We start from the raw sequence: 25,494 nt of genomic DNA, 5'->3' as shown, positions 1-25,494 counted from the left end.
CAGCCTGTCATGGGATGAACTGACTATATAATTATTAATTTGATAAATAATTAGCCAATTATTAAACTTATTGTTTATTAATAATAAACAGTGAAAGTCATGATCTCCCTTGACGATATGTTGGTGTTTGCCATGGTGGCAGAGAAACAGTCCTTTACTCAAGCAGCCGAGGCGCTGGGTCTTGGTAAGGCAAGAGTGTCGCAGATTGTCACTCGCTTAGAACGTTCGCTGAACACACGCCTGCTTCACCGCACAACCCGTTCGCTATCTCTCACCGATGCCGGTCAGCGCTACTACGAAAAATGCCGAGCGATCAACGATATTGCCAAAGAGGCCAACAGCGAGACACTCACCGGGAACCAAACCCCGAGTGGCACCATTCGAATCTCCACCCCCAGCAATGCGATGGTCGAGCTACTGAGCGAGTTCATTCGCCAATATCCCGATATTCGACTCGATATTATTGAAAGTGATAGCTACAGCAATCTGATTGAGTCGCGTTGTGACATTGCACTGCGAGCCTCTTCAGCGCTTGAGGACTCTCGTCTCTATGCCACCAAAATTGGCTTTTTCCGCGACATGATTTGCACCTCGCCGGATTACTTAAAACGCGTCGGGAAAATTGAAGAGCTGAAGGACTTAGTCAATCTTGACTGGATAAGTCATCACATCGTCCACGGTGATAAGCACTTGGTTTTAACCAATCAACAAGGTGAAGTCACCCGACTGGTACATCAACCTAAGGTGCAAGTGCGCACCGCCAACGCAGTGAAGCAATTTGTGCTCAACGGGTTAGGATTTGCCATCATGCCCAGTTTTATGATTAAAGAAGAGCTAGATGCCGGTCAGCTTGTGCGGATTTTACCTCATCTTCATGACCGTGAAATTCCTCTGTATGCGGTTTATCAGGAGAAAGCCCTGATGCCACTACGTGTGAGAACTTTGATTAAATTTCTCAAACAAAAAGGCAATGCGTTTGATTAGAGAGGTAGCGCGAACTGAGGCCTGATATGCCCTTCACAGCAATGACATCATACTGTCATCATTCCTTCATCTAGTTTTGGTTAAATCCGCAAACGTTTTCATCGCTTGGATGGGAACCCACACGCCTATGGCTAGGCTTATGATGATAATCCGCTAAGATCGGAAGGAAACCCCATTGAACGTCAGTGAAACCACGCTCAGTGAATCGACCATTTCAGACCCACGCGCAGTGGAGTACCAATGGGTACGGACACTGTATGTGGAAGGGTATAACCCGCAAGAGATAAACCACTACATCCGCACCTGCTTTGGCGGTGATGACGTGTTTGCCGATCTGTTTCGTAAAGTCGCGCTCTCTCAAGAGAGTGTCTATGTGCTGTTGCAATACGTTGGGTGCGCCCCTTCAAACCGAGAGTTCTAGAGCCACTTCTCAGCGTCATGTAACTACTGGCGCACTTTTCAGATAAATATGCTCTGTTGCTCGCAGTGATTCTCAACACCACTATGCGGGATATAATCGGTCGCTATACTGCCTCTAACCTATTCATTTATCTTGAATTTGTCCTATAAAAAAACCCGAACAAGTTCGGGTTTTGGTTACAAAAACTGTTAGAAGTAAAAATAGTAAGGAATCTTGCTAACAGCCAGCTATGCGTAACGCCAGGACTGCTCTTCGCTTAACGGATCGGCGGCCAAACCAAGAATGTTAAGTGAAGAAACAAAATGGGCGACCTCGCGGTCGCCCTTATCGTTCTTATTAGCCTTTCACACCACCGGCGGTTAATCCTCCGACCAACCAGCGCTGCGCAAGTAAGAATACGATGGTTATTGGTAATGCGGACAAGACTGCTGCCGCGGCAAAATCACCCCAGAGGTAGTTTTGCGGGTAGAGATACTGCTGCATACCAACCGCTAACGTGTAAGAGTTTACATCAGAAAGTAGTAACGACGCCACCGGAACTTCACCCACAACCATGATAAACGAGAGGATGAACACCACCGCAAGAATCGGCACAGACAATGGCAGTAGAACCAATCGGAACGCTTGCCATGGCGTTGCACCGTCCAGCGCTGCCGCTTCTTCTAGCGAGCCATCAATGGTTTCAAAGTAGCCTTTGATGGTCCAAACATGCAGTGCGATACCACCGAGATAAGAGAAGATCAAACCACCGTGTGTATTCAAACCCAAGAATGGGATGTACTGGCCGAGCTTGTCAAACAGAGCGTAGAGTGCCACCAGTGCCAAAACGGCTGGGAACATTTGGAAGATCATCATCGCTTTCAAGATGGTGTTCTTACCTTTGAACTTCATTCGGGCAAAGGCGTACGCCGAAGTGGTCGATAGACACACAATCAAAATAGATGAAATGCCCGCCACTTTGACCGAGTTCCACAGCCAGGTTAACACTGGGAACGGTGGTGGTGTCACGCTACCATCTGCGTTGGTGACCGAGAAACCCAGTGCGAGTTTCCAGTGCTCCAACGATGGATTATCTGGAATGATGCTACCCGTTGCGAAGTTACCTTCACGGAATGAGATGGCAACGATCATCAACAGCGGGAAGATAATTAGCGATAGGAACGCCCACATTGCAATGTGTGTTGCCCAAACGCGGTATTTTAATGACTTACCTTGTACCATAGCCATAATGAGCCTCCTTAATCTTGAGCAACTTTCGTGACACGTAGGTTGAGTAGCGCAAGTGCACCCACCAATAGGAAAATAAGCGTCGCGATGGCACTCGCCAGACCGAAGTCTTGACCGCCTGCACCTTCAAACGCGATGCGGTACGTGTAGTTCACCAGTAGGTCGGTGTAGCCCGCCGGCTCGGAGGTACCAATCATGTTTGGACCACCTTGCGTCAACAGCTGAATCAATACAAAGTTATTGAAGTTAAACGCAAAACTTGCGATGAGCAGCGGTGTCAACGGCTTGATCATCAGTGGCAGGGTAATCTTGGTAAAGTTGGAGATGAAATTGGAACCATCAATCGCAGACGCTTCGTAAAGATCGTCTGGAATCGCTTTCAATAGACCCATACACAAGATCATCATGTAAGGGAAACCAAGCCAGGTGTTGACGATCAAAATCATCATCTTCGCCATAATCGGGTCTGAGAACCAAGATGGGCTGATGCCGAAGAAGGCTTCCAGAACCATGTTCACTTCACCAAAGCTTTGGTTAAACAAACCTTTGAAAATCAGGATAGAGATAAACGCAGGCACCGCATAAGGCAAGATAAGCAGCACACGGTAAATCGCGCGGCCTCGCAAGGCTTCCCACTGAACAATGCTGGCGAGGATCAAGCCGATGATGACGGTTAAGCCCACGCTCACCGCTGAAAAGACAACTGTCCAGATGAAAATACTGATAAACGGTTCTTTGATGCCGTCGTCTTTCCAGACACGCTCAAAGTTGTCAGTCCCTATAGTGACGATAAAGCCAGGTGAGACAGTATTACCGACAAACTGCCCCTGCTCATCCACCGGCTGATAGAAGCCGACATCCATGTTCGGGCGTAGCATTTCACCAGTACGGTTGTTGTACAACGCCTCGCCATCCTCTTGCAGGGTGTATAGAGGAACCACGGCAGCAAACTTACGTAAACCGCTCATGCGGATATCTTCACCGCTCGGTAAATGCAAGTCTAAGCCATTGAGCACCGGGCGGTTTTGAATAATGGTTTTGATCGCTTCAGGTTCGCCATCCACATTGGTGACAGGCGTGAGATCCATGTCCGTTGTGATGACATTGGCCAAATCAAACTCTTGCGTCACGAGCAGCTGTTCGCCATCTTCAATCGCGATTTTATGCCCTGTTCCCGTGTTGTAGAGAGAGAAGGAGTAGCTCTGACCACTTTGGTAGGTTCGATCAAGCAGAACCGTTTGCGCGCGGTCGAAGGACAATTGGTTTTTCGCACTGTAGTTTGTAAATGCAAGACCGATTGTGTACGCCAAAGGAAAAAGAATGAAAAGGATCATCCCCGCGATACCTGGATAGATATAGCGGTGGGCGTAGGTCTTTTTACTACCAAAGATAAACAGTGCGAGCGCGGTAAGAATGACTGTGAGCAGCGCAAACGCCATCTCACCACGAGAATACATTAGAATGGTTGCGTATCCGTTAACGATACCGACACTGCCTAGCAACGCCCATTTGATGAATACGTTTTTACTTGTAGGCAAGCTCGTTGTGGGTGATGCCATGGCATCTGTACCTTGAACTGACTGCATATGAGAACCTGCTAGCGATAAACAAAAAAAGAGAAATGAAGGAGGGGTTACCCCCTCCTCAAAAGGTCGAACAATTACTTAGTCATTTGTTTCTCTGCGTCTGCAAGTGCTGCATCCACAGTTTGACGGCCATCAACGATGTTGATGATGGCATTTTTCGCGCTGCCCCAGAAAGCGTTCATCTGAGGGATGTTTGGCATGATTTCGCCGTTCATTGCGTTGTCCATTGTCGCTGCAATGCGTTGGTCAGAATCAAGCTCACGTTGGAATGAGTTCAACGCTACCGCGCCCAGTGGCTTGTCATCGTTCACTTTGCGTAGACCATCGTTGGTCAGTAAGTAGTTTTCAATGAACTCAACCGCAAGGTCTTTGTTTGGTGACGCTGTGCTGATACCTGCAGTCAATACACCAACGAATGGCTTAGACGATTGACCTTGGAATTTAGGTAGTGTGGCTACGCCATAGTTGATGCCTGACTTCTCAACGTTACCCCATGCCCAAGGACCGTTGATGGTCATCGCAACATTACCTTGGTTAAACGCAGACTCAGACACAGAGTAATCCATATCAGAAGAGATCACGCCTTTGTCGACTAGGCCTTTAACAAAGTTCATCGCGTCTTTTACGCCTTCGTTCGCGATACCCGCGTCTTTCACGTCGTAACCCGCTGAACCGTATTTGAATGCGTAACCGCCATCAGCCGCCATAAGTGGCCATGTGAAGTACGGTTCTTTTAGGTTCCACATGATCGCTTTCTTGCCGTTTTTCTTCAGCTCAGCGTCTAGTGCTTCCACTTCTTCCCACGTTTTTGGTGGGTTAGGAACCAAATCTTTGTTGTAGATAAGAGACAATGACTCAACGGCGATTGGGTAACCGATAAGTTTACCGTCGTACTTCACTGCATCCCACGCGAAATCAACGATACCATCTTTGATTGCTTGAGAAGGCTTGATTTCAGCAAGAAGACCCGCTTCTGCGTAACCACCAAAGCGGTCGTGCGCCCAAAACACAATATCAGGGCCATCGCCAGTAGAAGCCGTTTGAGGGAACTTGTCTTGCAGTGCATCTGGGTGAGCGACGGTCACCTTGATACCCGTATCCTCTTCAAACTTTTTACCAACTTCAGCAAGTCCGTTATAACCTTTATCGCCGTTGATCCAGATGGTAAGTTGACCTTCTTCGATAGCAGCACTTGCACCGAATGAGCCAAGAGCAACAAGAGTACCGAGTGCTACTGCGCTTAGGGCGTTTTTCATGTTCATATCCTTTTTATATTTGTGTTGTAGGGCGTCACCAGAGGATTCGCCGTATTTCGACATATATTTTTAGCCATCGTGACAAGTAACTCATCCTCCTGCTCCCTACGCCCTCCGTATTATGGCCTATTTTCGTGATCACCATCGACGAAGGTTGGCGACCCAAATCACAAAACCAGTCAGTAATGTGATCAGATTCATGCTTACCGCAAGCAATAATTTGAACTTGATCTCGCTACGCCTTTTCCTCCACCCTAAGCCTCCTCCCCCTCTACTCCCCCTACAATTAATTGTGTCGGGAGGATGTCGGCGTGATCGGTTTCTCGCAAACTACAGACATCCAAGAGTGGATGGTAAGAACCCTTTCCAGCGACGTGTTTTTACGCAATAGCTGGTTGCAATGCCGCAGGGTTTGCTGTGATGGTGCAAGCACGTGATTGTTCAGGAAACTGATTTGATACGGGGGAGACGCTTGTTTCACACGGGGGAAGCAAACCTTAATTGGCTTGATGGGTGATGTGAGCGACTCCGTCACCCATTTTTTCTTACACTCAAGTTCACCTTACCTGAATTCCTACTATTATTGCTTGCCAGATAATTCATATAATGTTGAGCAGTAAAACAAAAATATTGATCGAGGACGAGCTAGATGGCGAGTGTCACGTTAAAAAATGTATGTAAAGCTTACGGTGACGTACTTATTTCAAAGAACGTTGATTTGGAAATCCAAGAGGGCGAGTTTGTTGTCTTCGTGGGTCCATCAGGTTGTGGTAAATCCACCTTATTGCGTTGTATCGCCGGTTTAGAAGACATCACCTCCGGTGATCTGTACATCGGTGATGAGCGAATGAACGAGGTTGAGCCTTCTAAGCGCGGCGTGGGCATGGTATTCCAGTCTTACGCGCTCTACCCACACTTAAACCTTTACGACAACATGTCTTTTGGTCTCAAACTGGCAAAAGCGAACAAAGCAGAAATTGATAAGCGCGTCGAGCACGCAGCAGAGATCCTGCAATTGAGCCACCTATTAGAGCGACAACCGAAAGCGCTTTCCGGTGGTCAGCGCCAACGCGTGGCCATTGGTCGTACGCTGGTCTCTCAGCCTAACGTGTTCTTGCTTGATGAACCGCTGTCTAACCTTGATGCCGCGCTGCGTGTTCAGATGCGCTCTGAGATTACCAAGTTGCAACGTAAGCTCGGCTGCACCATGATCTATGTAACGCACGACCAAGTCGAAGCGATGACCATGGCCGACAAGATTGTGGTCCTCGATGGTGGTTATGTATCGCAAGTTGGTCAACCACTTGAGCTTTACCACTACCCACAAAACCGTTTTGTCGCAGGCTTTATCGGCTCACCAAAAATGAACTTCATGAGCGTCTTTATCGAAGAAGTGGAAAAAGAGCGCGTGATGGTTCAACTTGCTAACGGCACTACATTCTGGATCCCAGTCGATGGTACAACCGTCAATCGAGGTGAGCGTATGTCACTAGGGGTTCGCCCTGAGCACTTGTTGCCTGCCGGTGAGGGTGATGCCGTGATTGAAGGTGAAGTCAACATCGTTGAGAAACTGGGTAACGAAACCCAAGTCTACATGCACATCGACGCTGCGGATGCGGACATGATTTACCGTCAACCAGACACGTTGGATGTTGAACCGGGTGATACCATTGCGGTTGGCATCCCTGCGCATCGCTGCCATCTGTTCCACAGTGATGGCCGAGCCTGTCGCCGTCTTCACCAAGAAGCGGGCGTAGCGCTCCCTAGCGCTTAAAACCGAGATACCGTTTATTGTCCTTCTGCCCAGCCTTCATCGCTGGGCTTTTTATGCCTACCTCACAGCTTCTAACCCATTAATCTACAATATTGCAAGTAATTTCATATATTCTTAGTGTGGGTATTATACTTACTGGGTTGTATGACTATACTGTTCAATAGTTGGCTAGTGAGAAGAATAAAATGGAAAATCAAGTTTCCGACATCCGTCGGACTCTGTTGTGTATCATCGCGATTGCAATGGGGCTCAACCTATTGTTGGTCGCGTATGTCATCACGCAGTACGGCGCACTCAAACGTGTTGAAACTCTGGTGGTCGAGCAGACGCCTCAGCATTTCGATATGGCCCGTAAGCTCACCGAGATAGAAAGCAGCATGGGTTACCTAGGTTTCATACACCACTTTAAAAACTACGTCCTCAGACGCGATGACAGCTACTATCACGCGGCTATAGCCAGTTACGAGCAATCACATCAATTGCTCAGTGAACTAGCGCAGATGCAAACTACCAATGACTTCTCAACCGAAATTCAGATCCTCTCCAACACTTTAAATGAATACAAAGCCAACCTTGAACTCGCCCGCTCACTGCCCTACACCCTAACCAGTGCGGAAGTGGATGAGATCGTCGCGGTGAATGATATCGCAGCGGCGACCGCACTAAAATCAATGCAAGACTCACTGGAACCTCACTTAGCCAAAACTGCTGTCGAGGCAGAGAAGGATGTCTATCAATCCATTCGCTACACGTTAGCCTTCAACATGCTGATGATCCCCATCATATTGGGCGCAAGCTTGTATATCTTTAAGACTTCTCGACGCTCGTATCGTTTGGCTCATGAACTCAATGCGATCTTTGATGTGTCGCCTGATGGAATGCTCTACATTGAAGACAACGGCCAAATCCTCTACGCCAACAAGAAGGCTTGCCAGCTGTTTCAATACAGTTTTGAAGAGCTCACCCAGCGTAAAGTCGAAGATTTAGTTTCGCCCGAGCTAAGAGAGAAACACCAGCAATACCGTATAGACTTTATGAACAAAGCCAAACATCGCCGCATGGAGCAGCACCGATCAAACATTCAGGGGATGTCCAAGACGGGCAAGCAGTTGGATTTGGCAGTGGCGATTGCCTCTGGCAGTGACATTAACCAGAACCGAGCCGTGTGTATCGTCCGAGACTTGCAACCAACGCTCGACCTCAAGCAGCGCGCCGAAAAAGATCACCTCACTCAACTCTACAACCGCAGTGTGATGGACGATATGTTGCGCAAAGAGCTACAAAGAAGTCACCGCACTGGCGACCCTCTCTCCGTGTTTCTGATTGATTTGGATAATTTCAAAGCGGTCAACGACCACAAGGGGCATGGGGTGGGCGATCAAGTCCTCAGACAAACCGCGCAATTTCTTCTCAATCATACTCGCGCCTATGACCATGTAGGCCGCTGGGGTGGCGATGAGTTTATTGTCCTTTGCCCGAACTTAACGCCGGCAGACGGTAAGCACTACGCTGAGAGACTACGTGACGCGTTTAACCAGCTTGAGTTCAGTCAGCACCATGACATTACGCTGAGTATCGGTATTGTCACGTCCGATGAGCAGACCCATTACAACTCGAAAAACCTGTTTACCGCAGCGGACAACGCGCTCTACCGTTCCAAAAACGAGGGCAAAAATCGCGTCTACCACATAGAAGATGCCGCGGGTTGGCTGGCAAAATGACAAACGAAAGGCGCCTAGTGGCGCCTTTCATCTTATATACCCTAGCTGCGTTTTACTCGCTATCGCGCGGCTCTATCGGTTCTTGAGACTTATCCACTGCCACATAGCCGTACTCTTCAATGCGTTTTTTCGCCGCGCTGCTGGTGAGATAGTCGACAAAGGCTTGGCTCTCGTCATCAATCGATTCCGTCTTGTACAAAATGATGAAAGGACGAGCCAGCTCATATTGGCCACTGGCAATGTTGTCGTTGTTGGATTCAGTGCCTTCAAACTGAATCGCTTTGACCGAGTTGTCAATCGATCCCGTCGAAATAAAACCAATCGCCTGTTTATTGTGGTTAACGATGGTTTTCACCATGCTATTGCTGTTCACCACCAAGTTGTTCGGGCTGATATCAGACACCAAACGGCCTTTGATCACTCTTGTAAGGCCAAGCAGACTTTCAAAACTGTAACGCGAACCTGACGAATCTTCTCGTGTTACTACAGCAATGCGTTGATCCGGGCCACCGACATCTTTCCAGTTGGTGATCTTGCCTTTGTAGATATCAAACAACTGATCGCGCGTGACGTTTTTCACTGGGTTCGCTTGGTTGACTACGACCGCTAAGCCGTCATAGGCGATGGTTAATACAGACAACGACGCGTCGAGCTCACTTTCCGTCAAATAGCGCGAACTCATCCCCAAATCGGCCACGCCTTTTTTCACTAGCGTGATCCCAGCGGTGGAACCGACACCTTGCACCGCAATGTAAGTTTCGGGGTGGGCTTTGTTGTAATCCTCTGCCAAAACATCCATGACACGCGCGACAGAAGTCGAGCCAGAAATATTGACCTCAGCAGACCACGCAGAAAAGGCCACGACTGTTGACATCAAAGTGGTCAACGCAATGCGAAACATAACTTTCTCCAAACAATTAGGCAGATAACAGCCGCTATCATATTTCGATAAGATGACAATTTTGTGAAAATCGATTCAGGCGCACTGTATTCGTAATGGGTCTATGCTTAAGTACTTACTACACAGAGTGCGCATGCATGAGACTTCACGTCATGGAGTGAGAATGGGACTAGTCAGTTTGCTACAAAAACAAGCCCAAAGGCGCGCGGAAATGATCTGTAAGCATCGCAATCAAAGCTTACCCGCTGAATTTGGCAAAGCCAGCTATGAAATGGCTGGGCAAGGTGTGGTGTTCATCAAACAATTCTTTTTACTCGATTCCAACCACTGCGAATATATGTCACCGGTAGCGAAAGTGGATTGGAATGACGACCTCGGCGCTTGGCAGCTCTTTATGCTGTCACCGGAAGACTCTGACCAAGAGAGTTGGACTCCCTACCCCTATCTTCCCCCTAGCCTCGACCTCACCGCCATCATGCGAGAAGTCGATAAAGATCCTAAAGCCGTATTTTGGGACTAAAAAGGGAGCCGAGGCTCCCTTAACAACACGTATCGTGCTCTTTGAGTTTATGACGCTGGGCTCTTTTGCGTTTCAGGCGCCGCGACCACATCTGCAAAGACTTGAGTCGGTTTGGCAACTAGGCTTCGCGTCTCCTGATTCACCTCATTGAGCACCACATCAAGCACATCGCCCAATCGGTAAATCACCTCGTTGTCGATGCTCACTGTGCCTTGTTCGCCATCGCACGCTAGGCGCTCTTTGTTGGCGAGAATCAATGAGCCTGGAATAAACGCTGCTGCACCATTTTCTAGCAGTCTCACGCGTACCCCAGCGCGAGAGACATCGAAGATCTCTGCATGGAAAGGCGTCGCTTTTTCCACCTCTGACGCCAGTGTGCGCGCATACAACCAATCACCCACATTACGCTCAGCAATTTTATGATGCTTACGGTGCAGCGCAAGTTCTTCACCCACGGTTTCGTCTGCCATTTGTACCGGCGCTTTCCCTAAGATGTGAGCCTTAAGCATACGATGGTTAATCATGTCGCCGTACTTACGAATCGGTGAGGTCCACGTGGCGTATAAGTTTAAGCCCATCGCATAGTGCGGAAGAGGTTGATTGCCAATTTCGCTGTAAGCTTGGTATTTACGAATGCGGTTATCTAGGTAAGAAGTCTCTTGTGCCGCCAACCAGCGACGCAACTCAGCAAAACCTTCTAAGGTCGCAATAGACTCTTCCGTAAAGGGTAGCTCACCTTCTGGGTTAACCAAGTTTACCACGTCCGCGATCTTCTCTGGCTTGAAGCCGGCGTGGGTGTTGAATACACCTGAATCAAAGCTCGCTTGCAGCGTTCGACCCGCACAAATATTGGCGGTGATCATCGCTTCTTCTACCAAACGGTTCGCGCAGCGGCGCATATCCGCATGAATGGCAACCACATCGTTGTCTTCACTCAATTCGAAGCGATAGTCAGGACGGTCGGGGAACACAACCGCGTGCGTCTCACGCCATTGCGCACGTGCCAATGAGAACTGGTAGAGATCTTGAACCACTTGCGCAATGGTCTCATCCGGTTGCCAATTGTCGCAGTGGCCGGTCTCTAACCAATCAGATAGCTGGTCATACACCAAACGCGCATGAGACTGAATGTGCGCGGCAAAGAACTGAATGTCATCACCGATCACGCCATCTTTACTTACCGTCACACGACAGCACAGCGCCGGGCGCTGCTCACCTTCAATCAAAGAGCAGAGATCATCGGCAAGATCACGCGGCAACATTGGGATGTTGCGCCCAGGCAAGTAAATGGTAAAACCACGCTCACGCGCGACTTTATCCATGTCACTATCTGGAGTGATGTACGCGGTAGGATCGGCAATCGCGATCGTCAGTTCAAAATCGCCCGATTCCGTTTTCTTCGCGTACAACGCATCGTCCATATCTTTGGTCGACGCGCCATCAATCGTCACAAACGGAACGTCAGTCATATCGACACGCTCAAGGTCAGCGTCGTCTTTGAGTTCCCAGTGGTCGATACCTGCTGGCTCACTGTTGGGCAAGTCATTTTGCGCTAACGTCACCCACCACGGCGCAATTTTGTCGTCTGCATCGGTGATTTTTTGTGAGATTTCAACAAAAAAGCCATTGTCACCATTGAGCGGATGACGGATTAAGTGAGCAACAACCCAGTCGCCCTCTTTCAAATCATCGCTTTTAATGCCTTTACGCGTTTTCGCTTTCAGAGACAACTTTTTCAACTGAGGATGATCCGGCGCAACGTTCAGTTTGCCTTTGAACCATTTCACACGGCCGATGAAGCGCGTTAAGCCCTGCTCCAATAGCTCTTCCGGTTCAGCGACTTCGCGCTCTTTTTCAGTACGAATGATGGCTTTGACTTTATCCCCATGCAGACATTTTTTCATGTACGGTGGTGGAATAAAGAAGCTGGTCTTGCTGTCGACTTCGAGAAAGCCGAACCCTTTCTCGGTGGCTTTAATCGTGCCTTCTTTTTTCGGAAGGGTTTCTTGGATTTGCTGCTTTAGCTGAGCGAGTAGCGGATTGTCTTGGAACATGGATACATTTCTAAGCAAAAAAATTGCGCACACTATAACATTGCCGCATCGACCAAACCACCTCACGCCGATAACAAGCGAGCAAAAGCCGCGCAAAGCGCTGAAAAAGGCAGCGATGATGACGCTTTCATGAACACCCAGTTCAGTTTTGAGAATTTTTTGTGATGAAACTCAAGTTTTTCTGGCTTTTGTTATGTTTTTCAGGAATAATTCGCACCCTTGTTTACGTCCCTAGTGGCTTGATGCGATTTACGACTCATCCGCATCTGAACGGAATCAGCTCTTTCTGGATTGATATTGGAATTGGTAGAGCTCATGGGACCTTTAGTTGAATTAATATAGTAGGATCCCAATGACAGATTCTGTAATCAAGTTTAGTGACTTGTCACTGAACGACGCCATCCTATCCGCTCTAGACGGAATGGGCTTTGTATCTCCAACTCCTATCCAAGCAGCAGCAATCCCTCACCTGATGGAAGGCTCTGACGCACTAGGTAAAGCACAAACCGGTACCGGTAAAACAGCGGCTTTCTCTCTACCTTTGTTGAACAAACTTGACCTTGCTCAGCGCAAGCCTCAAGCGATCGTTCTTGCTCCTACCCGTGAACTGGCTATCCAGGTTGCAGCGGAAGTGAAAAACCTCGGTAAAAACATCCAAGGTCTAAAGGTATTGGAAATCTACGGTGGTACGTCCATCGTTGACCAAATGCGAGCGCTTAAAAATGGCGCGCACATCATCGTCGGTACTCCAGGTCGTGTTCAAGATCTGATTAACCGCGACCGTCTTCACCTCGATGAAGTACACACCTTTGTCCTTGATGAAGCAGATGAAATGCTCAACATGGGCTTTGTTGACGATGTAACAGCGATCATGGAGCACGCGCCTTCATCTGCACAGCGCGTTCTTTTCTCTGCGACTATGCCTCCAATGTTGAAAAACATCGTTGAGCGTTTCCTTCGTGAGCCTGTGATGATCGACGTCGCGGGTAAGAACCACACCGTTGATAAAGTAGAGCAGCAATTCTGGGTCGTGAAAGGCGTAGAAAAAGACGAAGCGATGTCTCGCATGCTTGAAACAGAAGAGACAGATGCCTCTATCGTGTTCGTTCGTACTCGTCAAGATACTGAGCGTTTGGCTGACTGGTTGTCTGCACGTGGCTTTAAAGCGGCGGCACTGCACGGTGACATCCCTCAATCATTGCGTGAGCGCACCGTAGATCACATCAAACAAGGTGTGATTGATATTCTGGTTGCGACAGACGTTGTCGCTCGTGGTCTTGATGTACCACGTATCACACACGTATTTAACTACGACATCCCATTCGATGTTGAGTCCTACATCCACCGTATCGGCCGTACTGGTCGTGCTGGACGTAAAGGTAAAGCGATCCTGCTTGTGCGCACTAACCAAATGCGCATGCTACGCACCATCGAGCGCGTGACTAAATCTTCTATGGAAGAGATTCAACTGCCACTGCGTGACCAAGTTGCCCAAGCGCGCCTTGTAAAACTTGGTGAAGAACTTGCTGGTGAGAAAGAGCACAAGTCTCTAGACAAATTTGCGGAACTGGTTGAACAGCTTCAAACCACGTTAGAGATTGACGCAAGCACGCTAGCGGCTATCTTACTGAAACGTCAGCAAGGTAAACGCCCGCTATTCTACATTGGTGAAGATCCAATGGTTGAAGCAATTGAGCGTGACAAGCAACGTCGTAAAGAGCGCCGTGAAGGTGGCCGTGATGGTCGTCGCGAAGGTGGTCGTGAGCGCAACTTTAACACCCAAGATTGGGATACTTACCAATTGCAAGTGGGTCGCGAGCAAGGCGTACAAGTGAAAGACATCGTTGGCGCATTGGCGAACGAGTTGGGTCTAACTAAAGGCTCTATCGGTGCGATCAAGCTGGCTCAAGGCGAAACGTACGTTCAGTTGCCAAAAGCGATGTCTTCTGACACGGCAAGCAAACTTCGCAAGCTGCGTATTCGTCAGAAGCAAGTGGATGCCGTGGTCTGTGATTTTGACGACTTCCGCGAGCCTCGTGGACGTCGTGACGGTGGTCGCCGTGAAGGCGGACGTCGCGAAGGTGGCTTTGGTGGTCACCGTGGTCGTGATGGCAACCGCGAAGGTGGTTACCGTGGCAACCGTGAAGGTGGTCGTGGTCATCGCGAAGGCGGCCGTGATGGCGAACGTCGCTTCGACCGTAACCGTGGTGGTGATCACCGTGGTAACTACCGTGGCGAACGCGGCCATGGTAAAGCTCGCCACTCTGAAGCTTAATCTTCATTGGTTAAATAAGAAAAAGGTACGCATTGCGTACCTTTTTTTGTGTCTTTTGTTGTTAGGATTGGACCGTTTGACCTGGCAATCAGGCCGTTCGACCAAAAATGTATTTATCCATCATGGCCACCATTTTCCCAATTTCTGGTTTCGTAATGGTGTCATTCGCGCCAAGTGCCAGTGCTTTTGCTCGGTTGTCCTCACTCATCAAAGAAGAGAACATCACGATGGGGATCGATTGATACGCTTCGCTCTCTCGAAGGCGTTTAACTAAGTGCATGCCATCCATACGAGGCATCTCTACATCCGTCACCACACCATCGATCAACTCGTTGACCGGTAAGTTTTCCTCTTTCGCCACTTCAATCAAATTCATCAGCTTGTCGTGTGCTTCACCACCATCTTTACAAGCAATGATGTTGTAGCCAGATGAACTCAAGGTATCTTGGATTAGAGAGCGGATAAAAGCAGAGTCATCGACCACCATGATGGTTTTGCCATTACGTTTGGTGATCATCCGTTGGTTCATATCGACGCTCTTATCTTCTTTCACGTCGTATTTATCCATAGACAATTCTGGGTTAATGTCGGCAATGATTTTTTCAAAGTCGAGGATCATGATGAGGTTGCCATCTTTACGGACCACCGCAACAACGCAGTCTTGTTCGCCCGCTTCTAAAAACTGGCTTGGTGACTCAACGTCATTCCACGAAATACGGTGAATGCGACTGATACTGTCAATCAAAAACCCATTGGTCATATTGTTGAAGTCAGTGACAATAACAAACTTTCGAGCGAGATCTGGGTTGGTCGGGACACCGAGCCAGCCAGCCAAATCCACCAGCGGGGTCAAAATATCACGTGATGAAAATACGCCCACCATATGCGGCTGTGCGTTGGGGTAATCGGTGGTTTCCGGCACCTGAATCACTTCGCGTACTTTGGCGACGTTGATACCGTAATAACACGTTTTGGTTTTACCATTTGGGAGCTGTTTTTCTAAATGAAATTCAATGATTTCCAGCTCATTGGTACCGCTCTCAGTGAGTATCGTACTGCTAGATACGCTCATAATGACTTATTGCCTGCTCTCAACTTGATGATATACGCCTTTTTAACCGCTATTCACGCTTTTGTAAATTGCCACCCCGTAGGTTCGACGTAGGAATAACCAAATTTGCGTCGATTCCGTGACGAATAGCGAGGTCTGTGCGTTGTGGTACTTTTAGTGTAGACAGGATTGTCAGCATGATCACTGAAAAATCATCACGCTAATCAATCCGAATCTGCCTGAGTAAAAAGTCGGCACTATGAGAGCGACAACTTTTTCACTGTGTGACGCTCGACCAAGGTCGGCTCTAGTTGCACGACTTGGCTCTCCTCGACGCTGTTTTCAAGACGCTGCAATAGAGCCTCGACCGCCGCTTTGCCGAGTCGATACTTAGGTTGGTGGATAGTGGTTAAAGCGGGTGTCATAAAGCGCGCGATATGAATATCGTCATACCCGATGATAGAGAGCTGATCCGGAATTTTGATCCCTAATTCGGCTGCAGCGTTAATCACGCCAAGTGCCATCATGTCATTGCAGACAAAAATCGCACTGGGCAGCGGCCCTTTCTCGACCATCTTATGCAGTGCGTTGTAACCGCCTTCACACTCAAAGTCCCCTTCGATGATCCAGTTCGCTTTGAACTCATTGCCCGCTTCGTTCATCGCGCGTTTATACCCTTCATAGCGCATCTGCGCTTGGTGTTTTGCCAGTGGCCCGGTAATACACCCCACCTGAGTGTGACCACAATCAATCAAATATTTCGCCGCTAAATAGCCGCCGCGCAAAGAGTTGTCTTGGATCTTGTCACTGGTAAACAGCATCGGGCCCCAATCCATGACGACAACGGGGATGTCTGGGTATTTGTCAAAGATATCGATGCGCTCGCCTTCAAGCGACGAGCACATCAAAATCAGCCCATCGACACGCTTTTGCAGCAGAGTATTGATCGATTGACGCATCCGCTCATGATCGCCTTCGGTGTTGCACAAGATCAGGTTATAGCCTTGATGATAACAGCTGCGCTCGACGCCCTTGACCACCTCACCAAAAAACGGGTTCGTCGAGGTCGTCACCAGCATACCGATGGTGTTCGTACGATTGACTTTAAGACTGCGCGCAAGCGCCGATGGCGTATAATTGAGCTGAGAAGCGGCTTGATTCACGCGCTCGGAGATCGCTTCACTCACAAAACGCGATTGGTTGATCACATGGCTAACCGTAGAGGTTGAGACCCCTGCCAGTTTGGCAATATCTTTCATGGTCGCCATATCATCGTCTCCTTACTACAGCGATATTATGGCTGCCGACCCGGCAGCCATCTAGACAAGCTAGACTCGCTCAGCAAGAAACGCTTCCACTTCTTGACGACTAGGAATAGACGTTTGCGCGCCGAACCGTGTCACGGAGAGCGCCGCCGCTGCATGAGCGAACCTAATCGAAGATTCTAGAGGCAAATCCTCTAATAAGCCAGTGACCAAGGCCCCATTAAAGGTATCCCCTGCGGCTGTGGTATCCACAGCCTCAACACGAAAACCTTGGATAAGTTCCCCCCGTCCATTTTGACTGAGCCATACGCCCTTAGCGCCCAGAGTAATGAGCACGATCTCAATACCTTTCTGGTGCAAGGCATTCGCGGCTTGCTGCGCTGAAGCATCATCGGTCACCGTGATCCCCGTCAGCACTTGCGCTTCGGTCTCATTTGGGGTGATGACATCCACACACGCCAGCAACTCATCGCTGAGCACCTGCGCAGGGGCCGGGTTTAAAATGACATTGGTGCGCGCTTCTTTGGCAATGCGGGCGGCTTTCTCAATGCCGCACATCGGGGTTTCCAATTGCATTAATAGATAGTGAGCTTGACGAATCGCTTGGCAATCTTCGTTGTCTATCGCCTCTGCAATCAGCTTCGCGTTCGCCTCCGCTGAGATGCAAATGCTGTTTTCACCGCTGTCAGCCACTTGGATCATCGCAATCCCAGTCGGACAGTTAGGTTGCATTTTCACGCCAGAGATGGCGATTTTATCTAACTTAAAGCTCTCACGGATGTTAATGCCAAACGCATCATCGCCGACACATGCGATAAATCCGACATCCGCATTGAGCCGAGCGGCCGCTACCGCTTGGTTGGCGCCCTTGCCACCAGGAATGACTTGATAATGTCGACCGTGCAGCGTCTCACCTGGACGCGGGAAAGAAGGCACCTGAAGAACATGGTCAGCGTTAACACTACCCAATACCACTAACTTATTCATAGAAAATTCCTCGGCTCGAGTGAACCTTGTTTCGAGTTACGCTAAATACCTTTTCACTCACAAGGATGACTCTCGCTCGGTTTTATCAAAACTAAGCCTTGTAAGTGCAAAGGTATTCGCCCTCCTACTCCCCTTCAGGTAAAGGAAGTAGGAAGGCTCGCACGATCACCATGCGTTATTTCATGACGTGATTACTTAGTCACAACTTTCAACGGTACTGGGATGTATGCTTCAACGCTTTCCCCTTTCAGCACTTTCGCTGCGGTCTCGATGCCCAATGCACCAATCAGATCCGGCTGCTGAGCAATGGTCGCCTCCAGTTTCCCACGGTTAACCGCGGCAATGCCGTCGTCTGTGCCGTCAAAACCAACGATCACAACCTCTTTACCCGATGCTTCGACCGCGCGCAGTGCACCCAGTGCCATCTCATCGTTTTGGGCGAAGACGGCTTGTACATCTGGGTTCGCTGCCAACAAGTTTTCCATTACGTTCAAACCTTTAGTACGGTCAAAATCTGCTGGCTGACTGGCCAAAAGTTCCATTTCGCTGCCTTTCACCGCGTTCATGAAACCTTCACCACGCTCACGCGCTGCCGAGGTACCCGCGATACCTTCAAGCTGAATCACTTTGGCTTTCATGCCCACTTTTTCAACGATGTAGTTACCTGCAAGCTCGCCCCCTACAACGTTATCTGACGCAATGTGACTGACAACCTCACCACGGCTTGCACCGCGGTCAAGCGTCAGCACAGGGATATTGCTGCGGTTTGCCATACGAATCGCGTTCGATACCGCATCAGAATCGGTTGGGTTGATTAAGATCGCTTTGACGCCACGTACCGTAAGGTCTTCCACGTTGGAGAGCTCTTTACTTGGGTCATTTTGCGAGTCCAGAACGATCAGCTCGTAACCCAACTCTTTCGCCTTCGCTTCCGCGCCATCTTTCATGGTGACAAAAAATGGGTTATTCAACGTTGAGAGGACAATCGCCATCGTGTCTTGCGCATGAGCGGCAACAGACACAGTGGATGACAGCAGAGCAGCAGAGATAAGAGTTGCTAGTTTTTTCATTGTTTTAGTCCTTTATGTAGGGGGAGACTCGAAGTGTGACCACGACGAGTCAGAGTTAACCTAATTACTTGTTTTTGTTATCGACCAGTACCGCAAGTAGAATCACTACGGCCTTGGCGATCATTTGGTAGTAAGAGGAGACATCGAGCAAGTTCAGCGCATTGTTCAAGAAACCAATGATCAGCGCGCCAATCAAGGTGCCCATGATTCGCCCTTTACCACCCATTAAGCTGGTACCACCTAATACCACCGCTGCGATGGCATCCAGCTCATAGCCCATACCTGCCGTCGGTTGTGCTGACGACAAGCGAGAAGTGATGATGATCCCTGCCAGTGCCGCCAACAGACCACAGATGGCGTAAACTCCGATTTTCACTCGGTCGACGTTAATGCCCGATAAGCGAGTGGCCGACTCATTACCGCCCAGCGCGTAGACGTAACGACCAAAACGAGTGTGATTGAGTAGATACCACGCCGCTGCAAATACCACGACCATTAACCAGACCGGAACAGGGATCCCTAAGGCGTAGCCCGTACCAAACCAAGCGAACGCATCGGCGGTATCGGTAAAGCCGGTTGAAATAGGACGACCATCGGTGTACACCATAGTGACACCACGCAGAAGGGTCATGGTGACTAAGGTTGCGATAAACGCCTGCACCTTACCTTTGGCAATGATGACCCCACTGATCGCACCCAGCGCCGCTCCCGCCAGCAGTGCGGTTGGCACGGCGATCAGTACCGGAACTTCCAGTGCAATCATGCTCGCGGCAAAAGCACCACACAAGGCCAGCACTGAGCCGACGCTCAAATCGATGCCCGCGGTTAAAATCACCAGCGTCATCCCCACCGCAATGATCGCATTGACCGAGGTTTGGCGAAGAATATTTAAAATGTTATCAAGGGTGAAAAAGTTCGGGTTTAAGAACGACACCACGACAATCAAAAACAGCAGAGCAATCAAAGATTTCTGCTCGATTAACCACTCTTTGCTCAGCAGCTTTTTGCTGTGGCTTGGGTTCGCTTTAGTTAGGGTTTTGCTGCTCATGCTGCATCCTCAATACGCTTTTTACCGACGGCACACGCCAGTAGTGTTTCCTGGTCTGCCTCTTTGGCATCAAATTCGCCGCTAATTCGGCCCTCGTGCATCACTAAAATGCGATCACTCATTCCGAGCACTTCTGGCATTTCCGACGACACTAAGATGATGCTCATCCCATCGGCTTTAAATTTATTAATCAGTTGGTAGATCTCTTTCTTGGCGCCGACATCCACGCCGCGTGTTGGCTCATCGAGAATCAGCACTTTAGGCTTAGTCATCAAGCCTTTCGCAATCGCTACTTTTTGCTGATTGCCCCCCGATAAGTTGCCAATGATCTGCTCTCGACTTGGCGTCTTGATGTTAAACAGACGAATAAAATCATCGACGGCAATCACTTCATCGCCATGCTGAATACGCCCTCCTTTGGTGAGCTTATCCAGTGAACAGAGCGACATGTTCTCTTTGACAGAAAGCCCAAGCACCAGTCCATCGCCTTTACGATCTTCAGAGATATAGGCAATACCATTTGCCAGCGCATCTTGTGGGTTTTCTGGATTCACCGTTTTGCCATTGAGATTGATCACACCGCGTTCACTTGGCAGCGCACCGTAGATCACTTTCATCAGCTCGGTACGTCCAGCGCCCATCAGGCCAGAAACGCCCAAGATCTCACCTTGGTTTAAGGTAAAGCTGACATCTGAAACACCCGAACCGGTCAGGCCAATCACTTCCAAACAGACCTTGCCATGCGAAACCGCGATGCGTGGGTACTGCTCGTCCAATTTGCGTCCGACCATCATCTCAATCAGGCCATCTTCATCGGTATCAGACACCGGACATTCACCAATGAACTTACCATCACGCAGCACGGTAATGTCATCACAAATCTGGAAAATTTCCTTGAGGCGATGGGAGATATAGACAATGCCGCAACCCTGATCGCGCAGTTCATTGATCACCGCAAACAGCGATTCCGTTTCGGTATCGGTCAAGGCATCGGTCGGCTCATCCATAATGATAACTTTGGACTCGAATGAGAGCGCCTTGGCGATTTCCACCATTTGCTGCTCACCCAAACTCAACTCGCCCAACAACTGCTTCGAGCTATGTTTCACGTTCAAGCGGCGCAACAATTTATCCGCTTCCGCGTACATGGTGTCCCACTGAATGCGCCCTAACGCAGAGGTAAATTCGCGGCCTAAGAAGATATTTTCCGCAATCGTCAACTCAGGGATTAGGTTCAGCTCTTGGTGAATAATGCTGATGCCTGCTTGTTGTGAGTCCCTTGGTCCTTTAAAAGCCGCGGGTTGGCCCTGATAGTGGATGGTTCCGCTATCTTTGGTGTAGATGCCGGTCAGGACTTTCATCAAGGTTGATTTGCCTGCTCCGTTCTCTCCCATCAGCGCCATCACTCGGCCTGGGTACACATTGAGACTGGCGCTATCTAGGGCTTTGACCCCGGGAAACGCTTTGTCGATGTCACTCAGTTGTAAGATAGCTTGAGACATAATTGTTCCTGTCTTTGTGCAGCGTCACCGCGTCACACGATGTCGCCAACGTCATGATGGTTAAAACACGACGCCCGATTGGAAGATAACATTGGCATACGGTGTACATTCGCCCGTACGCACAATCGCACGACTGCGCTCGCTACGCTGTTTAAACGCTTCATGAGAGAGGGTGTGCACTTCGATTGTCTTACCTGACGTGCGACGCTCCTCATCGATCAACGCCATCAATGCTCGATGATGCTCAGGGCTGACTTCGGCAAACTCTTGCGCCACGATCACTCCTTCAATCTGCGCTTCACTTAGCCAGACACGCACCGTATCTAAAAAGCTGGGCACGCCATAAGTCAGCGCCAAATCGATGCGCTGCACCGACTCTGGAATAGGCAAACCGGCATCACACACGGTGATTTCATCGGTATGGCCGAGTGTCGCCGCTAGGTGGGACAACTCCGCATTCAGTAGGGAACTTTTTTTCATGTAGGGAACCTTTTTCTCGTTCATCGTTTCGCTGGCCGTGGGCTTCTCTTACCGGAAACAGCGCGATCACATCGCGTTAATACCCCTGTCGCTGATTGAAGCGCTGTTTAAAACACCTTGCTTTAATCAACCTTGTAAACACCATCGAAACGTTTCGATGAAATAATAGAACGCTCAGTGATGAATGCGATACCTCTTCGTTGAGAGTGTGAGAATGATCGATAGAAACGAGCAACACGCCGACAAAAAAGTGATCGCATTCACTTTCAAGACGGTCGGACCAGACACGTTTTATCGATGCGATGAATAGATAAGTATAAAAAGTGACCGAGAATAAAAGAGAAAAGGCACGACCCATCGTTGACTCACATCAATGACTGGCCGCGCCCTAATGAGAGGGGAATGCGTTTAAACGCGTTCCTCAAGTGCAATGTTGTTGTTTGCCCAAAGTAGCGCTTGCAAACGGTTTTTTGCGTTGATTTTCTTGAAGATATTGTGCAAGTGGGTCTTCACCGTGTTCTCACTGACGAACAATTCATCGGCGATCTGTAAGTTGGATGCCCCATGCCCAAGTAGCCGCATGATCTCTTTTTCTCGCTTGGTCAAACTGGCGTAGGATTGCGACGTGGTCACGGTGTTAGCACAGCGAAAGTGTTCGATGTAATCCTGGGCCAGTTTACGAGACAGCCACATCTCATCTTGCATGATCTTTTCCATGCCTTTGAGAAGCAGCGATAAATCGTCATCGTTATAAAATACGCCCACCAAGTTGCGCCACTTGAAGAGTTGCGTAGAAGGCACCTCTTGTGGGCAGTTAATCACGATCTCACGCGACACATGGTCATTGTTCGTTTTTGCTTGGCTGTACAGTTCAAACTTTTCTTCGTCGATGTACTGAAAATCGAAGAGTACAAAATCACCTAACAAGCTGCTATCGAAGTGCCCCGACTGCAAATCTTCCATGGTGACAATGTTCACTTTGAGGTGTAATCCCTGCTCAAGAGAATCTCGAAACAGTTTTGATTGCATACTTACGTCTGATAAAAGCGTAATTTGGTAGTGATGTCCATTTGTCATAGTAATAGTCCTAGCTCAACCCATTCACAATTTAAAACTATCGTTTAGCACAGATTAGTCAACGTGGATGATTGAGACATTCCTCAAGTTTTATACGCAATTACTCCAATATTCAGATGTTTATATTGATTATCTCATTTTTAAGAATCGAAACAGATCGATTTTAACCTTGTGATCTTTCTCTCAAGTGCCATTTCAGCGTGCCAGAAAGTAGCAATAAAACCAAAAAGAGTAGACCTGAGCTCCCTCCACCACCGCCACTTGATGGAGAGGACGTCGTTTCAGTGCTGTAGACCAAACGACGCTGGCCATTGCTTGTCACCACATAGGTTTTTGGCGTTTCTTGCCCGTTAATGACCCGCTCGATCCAATCCTGATAATCGTACACATCGGTAAAAACCGAAGTCACACTCACCGATTGATCACCACACTGAGAAGGACCAAAACTGGTGATCCCCACCTGAACAAACTCGACGCCATTGTCCCAATAGACAGGGCCTCCGGAATCGCCACTGCACGTCGAGTTTCGGTAACCGGCTGAGATCTCACCACTGAAACAGAGTTGTTTGCTGGTAATATTACTGCCAAACTCGCTACGGCAAGTGGCGGTGGAGACGTAGTCCAGCGTCGTATCTCGCGCTTGCGTGCCGCCATCAGTACCACCTTCGATCAAGCCATGCCCGACGGCTTTAAAGGTATCGCTATCACTGAAGCTATTGTTGACTGTTGAATTGATAAGATAGGTGTAGTCGCTCGCACTGACCGCCGTTTCGAGCTTGATGATGGCAATGTCATTTGGCCAAAGCGCCGCTTCACTGTTTTGGTAGTTATCGGGGTAATAGAACTCGCTTGCGCGCGCTTGTTCTGCGTTGAGAAAATCATCCTCATCATCAAGCCCCGGCGCGACGACGGTGTAGAGCATTAAATCATCATCACCATAAATGCAATGCGCCGCCGTTAACACGTAACGACTGTTGATGAGCGTCGCGCCGCAAAATGAGGAAGGTTGATAGACGCTGTCCGTTTTATAAAACAAGCTGGCAAAGGTGGGGTAATCCGTTAAATCGGTCGTCGTGCCATTGACAATATACGGCGAGATTTCTGCGGCGCTCACACAGGCGTTGGACACCATCAGCGCCCACCCTGCCACTCTCCATCGACCCATCATGCTCATCCCTCACGACACTCTACTCAATAAGTTTAGTTTACGAGTGTCGCTTGTGAGAAGATCGACGCCGTTTAAGCGTGACGACGTTGACCAAACAGAACAAGTGCCAATAAGGAGAAGAGGCCAAGGCTACCGCCGCTACCAGAGGAAGAGGTGGTTGTTGTATCTGACACGACATCTGCGCTATCAATCACCGTACCGCTGCTCGTTTGGTATAAAGTCCGTGTACCATTTGACGTGGTCACATAGTACTTGGCGGTCTCACCGCCACTGATCACCGACTGAATCCAACTATCGTAGTCATACACCTCCGTAAATACGGAAGAGTAGTCATAAGCCTTCGCTCCACACGTTTTGAATCCCCAACTGGTGATCCCAATTTGCACGTAGGCGGCACCATTGTACCAAAACACTGGTCCACCAGAGTCCCCTTCGCATGTGGAGTTTTTGTAGTTACCGGACACTTCCCCATCAAAACAGAGCTGTTTGTCGGAAATGCTCGAATCGCAGGTCGAACTTGGTGAGATGATATCGAGAGAGGTAGCTTGGAGGTAGCCACTGCTGGATTGATTCCCCTCAATTAAACCATGACCGATAGCGATAAAATTATCGCTCGATTTCGATTCAACATACGTATCGTTGGCTATGCTGTTGAGCGAAGCACTGTAGTCTGGATTACCACTGATCGTTGATTCAAGTTTTAAGATCGCGATGTCGTCTGGCCAAGGGGCGGAATCAACATAAGTGTCCGGATAATAGTACTCTTTCACTCGGTATTTATTGGACGTGCTCAAATAGTCGGCCGTATCTTGGAGTTGGGGAACCACCCAGTAGTGAAGCATCTCACTCTCGGCACCGTACACACAATGCGCCGCTGTCAGCACGTACTCAGCGTTGATGACCGTCGCGCCGCAGCGATAACCATAGTAGGCGTCATCATCAAAATATAAACTCGCAAATGAGGGATAGCTGCTGACTGAAACATCATCACCATTCACTATATAAGTAGACACATCGGCGGCATAGAGCGGGGTCGCGAGCATGACACCCAATAAGAGAAATACGTTTTTCATTCAATACATCCTTGAAACAGCAGCCTTGATTCTACCCAATTATTGATACAAAAA

At 48.9% G+C, this 25,494-nt stretch carries 21 protein-coding genes; 6 read left to right on the top strand and 15 right to left on the bottom strand.

The genetic code is table 11. From position 1 onward, the window contains the following. The first annotated feature begins 99 nt into the window (after nucleotides 1–99). On the top strand, nucleotides 100–984 hold the full coding sequence (locus AC6R03_RS08365; RefSeq protein WP_500630823.1) for a LysR family transcriptional regulator: 885 nt from the start codon (nucleotides 100–102) through the stop codon (nucleotides 982–984). A gap of 175 nt (nucleotides 985–1,159) precedes the next feature. After that, nucleotides 1,160–1,405, top strand: a complete 246-nt coding sequence (locus tag AC6R03_RS08360; RefSeq protein WP_334551531.1) for a hypothetical protein — start codon at nucleotides 1,160–1,162, stop codon at nucleotides 1,403–1,405. A 336-nt stretch (nucleotides 1,406–1,741) separates the two neighbouring features. Here AC6R03_RS08360 and malG read toward each other — a convergent pair whose 3' ends face one another. The 3 genes from malG to malE form a co-directional block, all read right to left on the bottom strand. Beyond that, nucleotides 1,742–2,632, bottom strand: coding sequence for a maltose ABC transporter permease MalG (gene malG / locus AC6R03_RS08355; protein ID WP_334551530.1), 891 nt, complete (start codon nucleotides 2,630–2,632; stop codon nucleotides 1,742–1,744). An 11-nt stretch (nucleotides 2,633–2,643) separates the two neighbouring features. Next, complete coding sequence (gene malF / locus AC6R03_RS08350) at nucleotides 2,644–4,218, bottom strand: maltose ABC transporter permease MalF (protein ID WP_500630824.1); 1,575 nt, start codon at nucleotides 4,216–4,218, stop codon at nucleotides 2,644–2,646. A 74-nt stretch (nucleotides 4,219–4,292) separates the two neighbouring features. Beyond that, nucleotides 4,293–5,474 carry a maltose/maltodextrin ABC transporter substrate-binding protein MalE gene (malE, locus tag AC6R03_RS08345; protein ID WP_334551527.1) on the bottom strand — a complete coding sequence of 394 codons (1,182 nt, stop codon included), beginning with the start codon at nucleotides 5,472–5,474 and terminating at the stop codon, nucleotides 4,293–4,295. 649 nt (nucleotides 5,475–6,123) lie between these two features. Between malE and malK the strand changes: the two genes are divergently transcribed. Next, a complete protein-coding gene (gene malK, locus AC6R03_RS08340) occupies nucleotides 6,124–7,248 on the top strand; it encodes a maltose/maltodextrin ABC transporter ATP-binding protein MalK (protein WP_487901637.1) in 1,125 nt (374 codons plus the stop codon). A gap of 185 nt (nucleotides 7,249–7,433) precedes the next feature. After that, nucleotides 7,434–8,969, top strand: coding sequence for a GGDEF domain-containing protein (locus AC6R03_RS08335; RefSeq protein WP_500630825.1), 1,536 nt, complete (start codon nucleotides 7,434–7,436; stop codon nucleotides 8,967–8,969). 52 nt (nucleotides 8,970–9,021) lie between these two features. Here AC6R03_RS08335 and AC6R03_RS08330 read toward each other — a convergent pair whose 3' ends face one another. Then, on the bottom strand, nucleotides 9,022–9,870 hold the full coding sequence (locus tag AC6R03_RS08330) for a phosphate ABC transporter substrate-binding protein (RefSeq protein WP_500630826.1): 849 nt from the start codon (nucleotides 9,868–9,870) through the stop codon (nucleotides 9,022–9,024). A gap of 163 nt (nucleotides 9,871–10,033) precedes the next feature. On the opposite strand from AC6R03_RS08330, the gene AC6R03_RS08325 reads away from it, so the two are divergent. Further along, nucleotides 10,034–10,390 (top strand): DUF3024 domain-containing protein, encoded by a 357-nt coding sequence (locus AC6R03_RS08325; protein ID WP_487901639.1) that lies wholly within the window; start codon nucleotides 10,034–10,036, stop codon nucleotides 10,388–10,390. 47 nt (nucleotides 10,391–10,437) lie between these two features. Here the strand turns inward: AC6R03_RS08325 and rnb are convergent, their stop codons facing one another. Then, nucleotides 10,438–12,444 (bottom strand): exoribonuclease II, encoded by a 2,007-nt coding sequence (gene rnb / locus AC6R03_RS08320; RefSeq protein ID WP_500630827.1) that lies wholly within the window; start codon nucleotides 12,442–12,444, stop codon nucleotides 10,438–10,440. Between the two features lie 352 nt (nucleotides 12,445–12,796). On the opposite strand from rnb, the gene AC6R03_RS08315 reads away from it, so the two are divergent. Next, entirely contained in the window at nucleotides 12,797–14,719 is a 1,923-nt protein-coding gene (locus AC6R03_RS08315; protein ID WP_487901641.1) for a DEAD/DEAH box helicase, read from the top strand. Between the two features lie 88 nt (nucleotides 14,720–14,807). On the opposite strand, the gene AC6R03_RS08310 is transcribed toward AC6R03_RS08315, so the two are convergent. From AC6R03_RS08310 to AC6R03_RS08265, 10 genes are all read right to left on the bottom strand, one after another. Beyond that, nucleotides 14,808–15,791 carry a chemotaxis protein gene (locus AC6R03_RS08310; protein ID WP_500625541.1) on the bottom strand — a complete coding sequence of 328 codons (984 nt, stop codon included), beginning with the start codon at nucleotides 15,789–15,791 and terminating at the stop codon, nucleotides 14,808–14,810. Nucleotides 15,792–16,027: 236 nt separating this feature from the next. Continuing rightward, nucleotides 16,028–17,038: a substrate-binding domain-containing protein gene (locus tag AC6R03_RS08305; protein WP_334551515.1), complete on the bottom strand. Its 1,011-nt coding sequence runs from the start codon at nucleotides 17,036–17,038 to the stop codon at nucleotides 16,028–16,030. A gap of 60 nt (nucleotides 17,039–17,098) precedes the next feature. Continuing rightward, nucleotides 17,099–18,022, bottom strand: coding sequence for a ribokinase (rbsK, locus tag AC6R03_RS08300; protein WP_500630828.1), 924 nt, complete (start codon nucleotides 18,020–18,022; stop codon nucleotides 17,099–17,101). A 191-nt stretch (nucleotides 18,023–18,213) separates the two neighbouring features. Continuing rightward, entirely contained in the window at nucleotides 18,214–19,092 is an 879-nt protein-coding gene (gene rbsB / locus AC6R03_RS08295; RefSeq protein ID WP_500630829.1) for a ribose ABC transporter substrate-binding protein RbsB, read from the bottom strand. 64 nt (nucleotides 19,093–19,156) lie between these two features. Further along, nucleotides 19,157–20,140 carry a ribose ABC transporter permease gene (gene rbsC / locus AC6R03_RS08290; protein WP_500630830.1) on the bottom strand — a complete coding sequence of 328 codons (984 nt, stop codon included), beginning with the start codon at nucleotides 20,138–20,140 and terminating at the stop codon, nucleotides 19,157–19,159. After that, nucleotides 20,137–21,642, bottom strand: a complete 1,506-nt coding sequence (gene rbsA / locus AC6R03_RS08285; protein ID WP_500630831.1) for a ribose ABC transporter ATP-binding protein RbsA — start codon at nucleotides 21,640–21,642, stop codon at nucleotides 20,137–20,139. The genes rbsC and rbsA overlap by 4 nt, the downstream gene beginning before the upstream one ends. 60 nt (nucleotides 21,643–21,702) lie before the next feature. Further along, the gene (gene rbsD, locus AC6R03_RS08280) at nucleotides 21,703–22,122 is read right to left on the bottom strand and encodes a D-ribose pyranase (RefSeq protein WP_500630832.1); all 420 of its coding nucleotides are present in this window, start codon (nucleotides 22,120–22,122) and stop codon (nucleotides 21,703–21,705) included. A gap of 408 nt (nucleotides 22,123–22,530) precedes the next feature. After that, nucleotides 22,531–23,199 carry a LuxR C-terminal-related transcriptional regulator gene (locus tag AC6R03_RS08275; RefSeq protein WP_500625536.1) on the bottom strand — a complete coding sequence of 223 codons (669 nt, stop codon included), beginning with the start codon at nucleotides 23,197–23,199 and terminating at the stop codon, nucleotides 22,531–22,533. Nucleotides 23,200–23,362: 163 nt separating this feature from the next. Further along, nucleotides 23,363–24,367 carry a S1 family peptidase gene (locus tag AC6R03_RS08270; RefSeq protein WP_500630833.1) on the bottom strand — a complete coding sequence of 335 codons (1,005 nt, stop codon included), beginning with the start codon at nucleotides 24,365–24,367 and terminating at the stop codon, nucleotides 23,363–23,365. Between the two features lie 71 nt (nucleotides 24,368–24,438). Next, entirely contained in the window at nucleotides 24,439–25,440 is a 1,002-nt protein-coding gene (locus AC6R03_RS08265) for a S1 family peptidase (protein ID WP_500630834.1), read from the bottom strand. Nucleotides 25,441–25,494 lie beyond the last annotated feature (54 nt).

The organism is Vibrio sp. R10-SG-ISO4, from assembly GCF_059834135.1.
This window is presented reverse-complemented; position numbering and strand designations above follow the sequence as displayed.

Coding starts and splice junctions, on each gene's coding strand:
- AC6R03_RS08365 (WP_500630823.1), top strand. CDS start 100: ATGATCTCCCTTGACGATATGTTGGTGTTTGCCATGGTGGCAGAGAAA.
- malG (WP_334551530.1), bottom strand. CDS start 2,632: ATGGCTATGGTACAAGGTAAGTCATTAAAATACCGCGTTTGGGCAACA.
- malF (WP_500630824.1), bottom strand. CDS start 4,218: ATGCAGTCAGTTCAAGGTACAGATGCCATGGCATCACCCACAACGAGC.
- malE (WP_334551527.1), bottom strand. CDS start 5,474: ATGAAAAACGCCCTAAGCGCAGTAGCACTCGGTACTCTTGTTGCTCTT.
- malK (WP_487901637.1), top strand. CDS start 6,124: ATGGCGAGTGTCACGTTAAAAAATGTATGTAAAGCTTACGGTGACGTA.
- AC6R03_RS08335 (WP_500630825.1), top strand. CDS start 7,434: ATGGAAAATCAAGTTTCCGACATCCGTCGGACTCTGTTGTGTATCATC.
- AC6R03_RS08330 (WP_500630826.1), bottom strand. CDS start 9,870: ATGTTTCGCATTGCGTTGACCACTTTGATGTCAACAGTCGTGGCCTTT.
- AC6R03_RS08325 (WP_487901639.1), top strand. CDS start 10,034: ATGGGACTAGTCAGTTTGCTACAAAAACAAGCCCAAAGGCGCGCGGAA.
- rnb (WP_500630827.1), bottom strand. CDS start 12,444: ATGTTCCAAGACAATCCGCTACTCGCTCAGCTAAAGCAGCAAATCCAA.
- AC6R03_RS08315 (WP_487901641.1), top strand. CDS start 12,797: ATGACAGATTCTGTAATCAAGTTTAGTGACTTGTCACTGAACGACGCC.
- AC6R03_RS08310 (WP_500625541.1), bottom strand. CDS start 15,791: ATGAGCGTATCTAGCAGTACGATACTCACTGAGAGCGGTACCAATGAG.
- AC6R03_RS08305 (WP_334551515.1), bottom strand. CDS start 17,038: ATGGCGACCATGAAAGATATTGCCAAACTGGCAGGGGTCTCAACCTCT.
- rbsK (WP_500630828.1), bottom strand. CDS start 18,022: ATGAATAAGTTAGTGGTATTGGGTAGTGTTAACGCTGACCATGTTCTT.
- rbsB (WP_500630829.1), bottom strand. CDS start 19,092: ATGAAAAAACTAGCAACTCTTATCTCTGCTGCTCTGCTGTCATCCACT.
- rbsC (WP_500630830.1), bottom strand. CDS start 20,140: ATGAGCAGCAAAACCCTAACTAAAGCGAACCCAAGCCACAGCAAAAAG.
- rbsA (WP_500630831.1), bottom strand. CDS start 21,642: ATGTCTCAAGCTATCTTACAACTGAGTGACATCGACAAAGCGTTTCCC.
- rbsD (WP_500630832.1), bottom strand. CDS start 22,122: ATGAAAAAAAGTTCCCTACTGAATGCGGAGTTGTCCCACCTAGCGGCG.
- AC6R03_RS08275 (WP_500625536.1), bottom strand. CDS start 23,199: ATGACAAATGGACATCACTACCAAATTACGCTTTTATCAGACGTAAGT.
- AC6R03_RS08270 (WP_500630833.1), bottom strand. CDS start 24,367: ATGATGGGTCGATGGAGAGTGGCAGGGTGGGCGCTGATGGTGTCCAAC.
- AC6R03_RS08265 (WP_500630834.1), bottom strand. CDS start 25,440: ATGAAAAACGTATTTCTCTTATTGGGTGTCATGCTCGCGACCCCGCTC.